Genomic DNA, 7,167 nt, shown 5'->3' with positions numbered 1-7,167 from the left:
TCGGGACTGAAGTCCCTCCCACAGTGCACTCGGCGAGCTCGCGGCAAGCCCTTGTGGGAGCGGCTTCGGCCGCGACGGGCAAGCGGCGTGCTTTCCGATGGCGCAATGCGTCGGGACTGAAGTCTCTCCCACAGTGCACCCGGCGAGCTCGCCGCACGCCCTTGTGCGAGCGGCGCTTGTCCCCTTTTCGGGATCGGCCGTGACGGGCGAAGCGGCGTGCTTTCCGATGGGGCAATGCGTCGGGACTGAAGTCCCTCCCACAGTGCACCCGGCAAGCTTGCCGCACGCCCTTGTGGGAGCGGCTCTTGTCCCCTTTTCGGGATCAGCCGCGACGGGCGAAGCGGGGTGCTTTCCGATGCCGCAATGCGTCGGGACTGAAGTCTCTACCAAAGTGCATCCGGCGAGCTTGCCGCAAGCCCTTGTGGGAGCGGCTCTTGTCCCCTTTTCGGGATCAGCCGCGACGCGCGATCGCCAGACGCGTCACGACGGAAGCCGCGCGTAAGCCAGGTCGGCGATACTGTCCAGTCTCACCTTCGCTGCCCCTCCCGATGCCGTTCGCCTCCCTCGGCCTGTCGCCCGCGCTGTATCCCGCCTTCGCCGCCGCGCTCGCGCGTGCTGGCTGGCAGACGCCTACGCCGATCCAGCAGCAGGCTGTGCCGCTGATCGTCGCCGGCCACGATCTGCTGGCCATGGCGCAGACCGGTTCCGGCAAGACCGCGGCGTTCGCGCTGCCGTTGCTGCAGGCCTGCGCGCAGGCGGCCAGGCCGGCGCGCTCCACCCGCGTGCTGGTGCTGGTGCCGACCCGCGAACTGGCGGTGCAGGTCGCCGATACCTTCGTCGCGCTGGGCCTGGAATTGCCGCGGCGGCCGCGGGTGGTGGTGGCGGTCGGCGGCGTCTCGATCAATCCGCAGATGCTGGCGCTGCGCGGCGGCGCCGACGTGGTGGTGGCCACGCCCGGGCGCCTGCTCGACCTGCTGGCGCAGCGCGCGCTGCAACTGGACGCGGTGGCGCACCTGGTGCTGGACGAGGCCGACCGCCTGCTCGACCTGGGCTTCGGCGCCGAACTGGAGCGGCTGCTGCAGTTGCTGCCGCCGACGCGGCAGACCCTGTTGTTCTCGGCCACCCTGCCGGCCCCGATCGCGGCGCTGGCCACGCGCCTGCTGCGCGCGCCGCGACGCATCGGCGACGCCGCCGACGCCGCCCCGATCCCGGCGACGCTGCGCCAGCGCGCGATCGAGGTTGACGACGGGCGTCGCCTGGCGTTGCTGCAGCATCTGCTGGAACAGGAAGCATGGCCACGCGCACTGGTGTTCGTCGCCAGTCGGCGCAGCGCCGAGCAGGTCGCCACGGCGCTGGCCAAGGCCGGCATCGCCGCGCAGCCACTGCACGGCGACCTCGCACAAGGGCGGCGCCTGCGCACCCTGGAGGCGTTCCGCCAGCAGCAACTGCGCGTGCTGGTGACCACCGACCTGGCCGCGCGCGGCATCGACATCGCCGCGCTGCCGGTGGTGGTGAACTACGACCTGCCGCGTTCCACCGCGGACTACACCCATCGCATCGGCCGCAGCGCGCGCGCCGGTGCCGAGGGCCAGGCGCTGAGCTTCGTCGACGCGGCCAGTACGGCGCATCTGCGCCTGATCGAAAAGCGGCAAGGCGTGCGCGTGCCGCGCGAACGCATTCCCGGTTTCGAGCCGAAGCAAGCGCCCGCCCCGGCCGCCGCACCGTCCACGGAGGCGGCCGCCTCCACCGGCGGCATCAAGGGCAAGCGACCGAGCAAGAAGGACCGGCTGCGCGCGGCGCGTGCGCACAACGGGGAGCCGCCCGCGAGCGGCTGAGCGCCGCCGCGTGGGCTGTACCACGCTTTACTGCGGCATCCGTCGCCACACAGACGCGTGCCGAGATCAGGCACGTTTCCGGCCAGAACATCAGAACGACCGCGTCGCCATGCTACGCGGGCTTGTCGGACGGATCAGACCAAGGACGCCGGGAGCGTCCGCGCCAACGCGTGCCGCAGTCGGCCCTCCGGCCAGAAACGCCTGGAAGGCCTGGCGCAACACAGCAGGCGCTGCAGCAATGCCAAAAGGCGCGGGCAGTGGCCTGGCGTCGCACGTCGATGCCACGGCGCGACAGGCACGCCGAATCGCGCTTAGTCCTCGAAGGGATCGTGCTCGCTTTCGTCCTGGCCGCCCTTGGCCCGCGGCGGCCGCGTGCACGCGCGGCTGCGGATCTCCACGTAGAACTGCTCGCCGCCGGCGGCGACCAGCGCGTCGACCGCACGCAGCAGTTCGGCCGGCGGCAGCACCGCGGCAGTGGCTTCCTCGGTGCCGAACAGGGTGTCGAAATCCCAGTAGTCCGCACCAGCCGGCAAGGTCTTGCGGCGCTCGCGGCGGATGTACTTGCGGATGTCGTGCTTGGCGGCGTCGAGCAGGCGGTCGGGATGCTTGCCTTCGATGCGGAGCCGGTAGGTCTTCTTCACTGCGGGAAATCCTGGAAAGGGAATGCGGCGGTCATCGCAGGGCGACGGCGCGGCGGGCGCACCGACGGACGGCGCGTACGACGGCCGCCATGGTGCCAGAAGCGGCCACGCGCTGCGGATTGCGCGGATAATCGGCGCACGCCCCATGGCACGCAGGAGCCACCGATGACCGATCCGTCCGCTTTCGCGGGATACCGCGTGCTCGTCGCCGGCGCCAGCCGCGGGATCGGCCTGGCGATCGCCGATGCCTTCGCCCGCCATGGCGCCGCAGTGGCGATCTGCGCGCGCAGTCCCGCGCCGCTGGCCGACGCCACCGCGCAGTTGCAGCGTCACGGCCACCCGGTCGTGGCGCAGTGCTGCGATCTGGCCGACACCGCGCAGATCCAGACCTGGGTGGCCCAGGCCGCGGACGCACTGGGTGGCATCGACGTGATGATCAACAACGCCTCCGGCTACGGCCATGGCGACGACGATGCGAGCTGGCAGGCCGGCTTCGACATCGACCTGATGGCCGCGGTGCGCTGCAACCGCGCCGCGTTGCCGTACCTGCGCGGCAGTGGTCGCGGCTGCATCCTCAACATCAGCTCGATCAACGGCCTGCGGCCGACGCCGCGGGTGCCGGCGTACTCGGCGGCGAAGGCGGCGCTGAACTACTACACGACCACCCTGGCGACGCAGCTGGCGCGCGAGCGGATCCGGGTCAATGCGATCGCACCCGGTTCCATCGAGTTCCCCGGCGGCCTGTGGGAGCAGCGTCGCCAGCAGCAGCCCGAGCTGTACCGGCAGATCCGCGCGAGCATTCCGTTCGGCGCCTTCGGCGCGATCGACGATGTCGCCAACGCGGCACTCTTCCTGGCCTCGCCGCAGGCACGCTGGATCACCGGCCAGGTGCTGGCGGTGGACGGCGGGCAGTCGCTGGGCGCCTGAGGAAGGTCGCGCGCCCGGCCGGGTCCAGGCAAACGAGGCACCGCGGCGAAGAACTGCGTGACTGCTCGCGGTGCAAGCGAGGCGCCTGCATCGCGCACGGACGTGCGCCCCATCGCCAAGCGGCTGCATGTGCATCACGCGCAATGCTATGCACTCGCGCGCTCCAATCCCCAATCCCCAATCCCCAATCCCCAATCCCAGCCCCTAAACCAACTGCGCCGCATCGACGACCTGCACGCCCGGCCGCGGCTGCAGTGCGGCCGCGACCAGCGCCGCGGCGATGCGTTCGGCCGGATTGATACGGTAGCGCCGCGGCAGCAGCGGCCCGAGCGCGCGCAACACCACGCTGGCGGCATGCTCGCCGCGGCGTCGTTGCGCACGCTCGCCGCCGATCAGGCCCGGCCGCACCAGGGTCAGCGACGGAAAGCCGAGCACGCGCAGGTCGTGTTCCAACTCGCCCTTGACCCGGTTGTAGAAGGCCCATGACTGCGGATCCGCCCCCAGCGCCGAGTTGAGCGCGAACGCTGCTGCGCCATGCTCGTGCAGCAGCCGTGCGATCGCCAGCGGATAGTCGTGATCGACCCGGCGGAACGCCGCGCGCGAGCCGGCCTGGCGCATCGTGGTGCCGAGCGCGCAGATCGCCCCCTGCACTTGCCACCACGGCGCCTGCACCGGCAGCGCGTCGAAGTCGAGCACTGGGTTGAGCAGCTTCGGATGGACCTGCTCCAGCGCGCGCCGGGTCGGCGCGATCACCGCGCTACAGGCAGGGGCGGCCAGCAACTGGCGCAGCACGTGGCCACCGACTAGGCCGGTGGCGCCGGCGAGCAGGATTTTCATGGGGCATCCTTGGAGGCTGGCTGGGGGAGGTGGCGACTATCGCAGGGGCGGCGGCAAGGCGTTGTGGGTGGGGTGTGCGGTCCATGAGGCGCTGCGCGCCCGTACCCTCACCCCAACCCCTCTCCCGACGGGAGAGGGGCTATGGCTTTTCCCTTCTCCCATCGGAAGAAGGTGCCCCGCAGGGGCGGATGAGGGTTCGGGGCGCCAGCCAGCCTGGTCCTCGCATGCTCCTGCCTGCCCCACACACGGTCGCCGCGCCGCAGCAGGTACGCCACAATAGCCGCCCCATCGCGCCGGCCGGCGCGCTGCAACCTATGAGGAGCGGTTCGATGTTCGTGGTGTGCGGAGAGGCCTTGTACGACATCTTCATCGACGGCTACGCCGGCACCTCGGTCGCGATGACCGCGCGCCAGGGCGGTTCGCCGTTCAACGTGGCCATCGGCCTGGCCCGTCTGGGCGCGCCGTCGGCGCTGTTCACCGGCCTGTCCACCGACCCGCTCGGCCGCCAGCTGCGCGCCACCCTCGAAGGCGAAGGCGTGGCCCTGGACTACTGCATCGACAAGCGCGAGGCCACCACCCTGGTGATGGTCGCGCTCGACGCCGGCGGCGTGCCCAACTACGCCTTCTACGGCACCGGCTGCGCCGATCGCGCGCTGACCGAGGCCGACCTGCCGGCGCTGGACGCGCGCGTCGGCGGCCTGCATTTCGGTTCCTACACCCTGGTCGCCGAGACCACCGCCAGCACCTTCCAGGCACTGGCCGAGCGCGAGCGCGGGCAGCGGCTGATCTCGCTGGACCCGAACGTGCGGCCGACGGTGGAGCCGGACATGGCGGTGTGGCGCGCGCGGCTGGCGCGCTGGATCGCGCTGGCGCACGTGGTCAAGGTCAGCCAGGAGGACATCGAGCTGCTGTATCCGCAGCAGGATCCGTTCGCCGTCGCCCGCAGCTGGCTGCAGCAGGGGCCGTCGCTGGTGGTGATGACCCTGGGCGGCGACGGCGCGGTGGCCTGGCGCGGCGACAGCGAAGCGCGTGTGCCCGGCCGCGTGGTGCAGGTGGTCGATACGGTCGGCGCCGGCGACAGCTTCCAGGCGGCGCTGCTGCAGCAGTTGCCCGACCCCGCCGCGCTGGCCGCGCTGGGCAGCGAGCCGGCCGCGCTGGAGCGCCTGCTGCAGTTCTGCGTGGCCGCCGCGGCGATCAACTGTACCCGCGCCGGCGCCAATCCGCCCAGCCTGGACGACGTCCGCGCCGCGCTCTGAGGCCAGCCGACGGCATGCACTCGGCGCTCGCGGCCGGGTTGCCTATGATGGGCCGGCCGCCTGCGGCGACACATCCACCGGGAGACCTGCCTTGACCGACCTGTCCGAGATCGCCGTGCGCCTGGGGATCGCCGCCCTCGCCGGCGCGGCGATCGGGTTGAACCGCGACCTGCACGGCAAGCCGATCGGCATCCGCACGCTGGGCCTGGTCGGCCTGGCCACCGCGATGGTGGTGCTGCTGGCCGACCCGCTCGGCAAGGGCGGCTTCACCGATGCCGGCAGCCGCGTCATCCAGGGCATCCTGACCGGCATCGGTTTCCTCGGCGCCGGCGTCATCTATCACACCCAGAAACATGTGCGGGTGCATGGCCTGACCAGCGCCGCCTGCGTCTGGCTCACCGCCTGCGTCGGCATCATGTGCGGCGCCGGCCAGTGGCAGATCGTGGCCGTGTCGCTGGCCATCGCCTTCGTCATCCTGCTGTTCGGCGGCCGCGTCGAACGCGCCCTGCACGCACTCCTGGGCGGCAGGCCGGCGCATGACGCCACGCCGGATCAGTCGTCGGACAGCGGCCCGCACCAGCCCGGCAAATAGCTCGCCTCCTTGCTCTTGGCGAGCGCGAGCGCGGTCTCCATGGAACGGGCGAAATCCTCCTTGACGTCGCGGCGCCGCAGCCGGCGGCGGAACAGGTCGGCCCACAGGAACTCGCTGAACGGCGTGGTGTCCTTGGCGTAGCCACCCGCGCGCCGGACCTCGCCGGCGAGGCTGCGGTAGGGATCGTCCTTCAGGTCGGCGATGGACGTGGGCATGTCCTTGAACGGACGGCGCTCGCCCTTGGCGTCGTAGGGATAGGCCCAGCGGCGATGATCCAGCACGCTCCACAGCGCGGCCTTGTCGACCATGCTGAGGTCGGCGATCACCGTGACCAGGATGTCCTCCACCCCTTCGTCGAGCAGTGCCCGCGCCAGGTGGTGGTGATCGACCACGTAGTAGCGGCCATCCGGTCCCAGCACCACCGGGATCATGTGCGTGCCGAGCAGTTCGGCCTGCTTGTGCTTGGACGCGTGCGCGCGCCAGCGCTTGCGCTTCTCCTTCACCTCGCGCATGCCCACGGTCATCTGCGTGGGACGCAGGGACAGGATCGGAACGGGATGCAGCAGCGGTTCGCGGGGATCGGCCATGCTCAGTCTCCGTGGAAGTGTGCGCGCCGGCACCAGGCGCGGCCGCCAGAGTGCCAGCGTCGTGCGCGTTCTGCACAGCGCCGCGGCACACGCGATCTTTCGGGAGCCAGGTGTTGCTCCCCTCTCCCTCCGGGAGAGGGGTTGGGGGTGAGGGTGCGACGGCCAGGGAACCTCTTCCCCCAGACACCTCCCTAGCGCCCCAACCCTCATCCGCCCCTTCGGGGCACCTTCCCCCGAAAAGGGGCCATGGTCCCGAAGGGAGAAGGGAGGGGCCGCCGTGCTCAAGAGTTCCGCAGCCGCCCGCGCCACTCCCCTCTCCCACCGGGAGAGGGGCCGGGGGTGAGGGTACGGCCGCCATGGAGTCCTCTTCACAGACACGGCGTCCGCCTGCTCAAGCGCGCGCCGCCAGCGCCGATATCCAGTTCCTGAGCGCCACCATCGGCGGCGCATTGACCTGGGGAGGAGCCGGCTGGCATATGTCGGATCAACGCG

The 7,167-nt window shown here is 71.3% G+C and carries 7 protein-coding genes; 4 read left to right on the top strand and 3 right to left on the bottom strand.

Features of this window, described 5'->3' with window-relative positions:
- Positions 1-548: 548 nt before the first annotated feature.
- Positions 549-1,835: a DEAD/DEAH box helicase gene (locus tag D180_RS18835; protein ID WP_017914006.1), complete on the top strand. Its 1,287-nt coding sequence runs from the start codon at positions 549-551 to the stop codon at positions 1,833-1,835.
- 311 nt (positions 1,836-2,146) lie between these two features.
- Here the strand turns inward: D180_RS18835 and D180_RS18830 are convergent, their stop codons facing one another.
- Entirely contained in the window at positions 2,147-2,476 is a 330-nt protein-coding gene (locus D180_RS18830) for a DUF6172 family protein (RefSeq protein ID WP_017909718.1), read from the bottom strand.
- A gap of 165 nt (positions 2,477-2,641) precedes the next feature.
- On the opposite strand from D180_RS18830, the gene D180_RS18825 reads away from it, so the two are divergent.
- Positions 2,642-3,403: an SDR family NAD(P)-dependent oxidoreductase gene (locus D180_RS18825; RefSeq protein ID WP_017914005.1), complete on the top strand. Its 762-nt coding sequence runs from the start codon at positions 2,642-2,644 to the stop codon at positions 3,401-3,403.
- A 204-nt stretch (positions 3,404-3,607) separates the two neighbouring features.
- Here the strand turns inward: D180_RS18825 and D180_RS18820 are convergent, their stop codons facing one another.
- Complete coding sequence (locus D180_RS18820; RefSeq protein WP_017914004.1) at positions 3,608-4,240, bottom strand: NAD-dependent dehydratase; 633 nt, start codon at positions 4,238-4,240, stop codon at positions 3,608-3,610.
- Between the two features lie 329 nt (positions 4,241-4,569).
- Between D180_RS18820 and D180_RS18815 the strand changes: the two genes are divergently transcribed.
- Positions 4,570-5,496, top strand: coding sequence for a carbohydrate kinase (locus tag D180_RS18815; RefSeq protein WP_043091345.1), 927 nt, complete (start codon positions 4,570-4,572; stop codon positions 5,494-5,496).
- A 91-nt stretch (positions 5,497-5,587) separates the two neighbouring features.
- Positions 5,588-6,088: an MgtC/SapB family protein gene (locus D180_RS18810; protein WP_017907901.1), complete on the top strand. Its 501-nt coding sequence runs from the start codon at positions 5,588-5,590 to the stop codon at positions 6,086-6,088.
- On the opposite strand, the gene D180_RS18805 is transcribed toward D180_RS18810, so the two are convergent.
- Positions 6,049-6,675, bottom strand: a complete 627-nt coding sequence (locus D180_RS18805) for a ParB-like protein (RefSeq protein ID WP_017914002.1) — start codon at positions 6,673-6,675, stop codon at positions 6,049-6,051. The genes D180_RS18810 and D180_RS18805 overlap by 40 nt on opposite strands.
- Positions 6,676-7,167: the final 492 nt, after the last annotated feature.

Source organism: Xanthomonas sp. SHU 166 (genome assembly GCF_000364685.1).
Taxonomy (GTDB): Bacteria; Pseudomonadota; Gammaproteobacteria; order Xanthomonadales; family Xanthomonadaceae; genus Xanthomonas_A; species Xanthomonas_A sontii.
This window is presented reverse-complemented; position numbering and strand designations above follow the sequence as displayed.

What these genes read in the sequence shown, in the direction of transcription:
- D180_RS18825 (WP_017914005.1), top strand. Translation starts at nt 2,642, where the DNA reads ATGACCGATCCGTCCGCTTTCGCGGGATACCGCGTGCTCGTCGCCGGC.
- D180_RS18815 (WP_043091345.1), top strand. Translation starts at nt 4,570, where the DNA reads ATGTTCGTGGTGTGCGGAGAGGCCTTGTACGACATCTTCATCGACGGC.
- D180_RS18805 (WP_017914002.1), bottom strand. Translation starts at nt 6,675, where the DNA reads ATGGCCGATCCCCGCGAACCGCTGCTGCATCCCGTTCCGATCCTGTCC.
- D180_RS18820 (WP_017914004.1), bottom strand. Translation starts at nt 4,240, where the DNA reads ATGAAAATCCTGCTCGCCGGCGCCACCGGCCTAGTCGGTGGCCACGTG.
- D180_RS18835 (WP_017914006.1), top strand. Translation starts at nt 549, where the DNA reads ATGCCGTTCGCCTCCCTCGGCCTGTCGCCCGCGCTGTATCCCGCCTTC.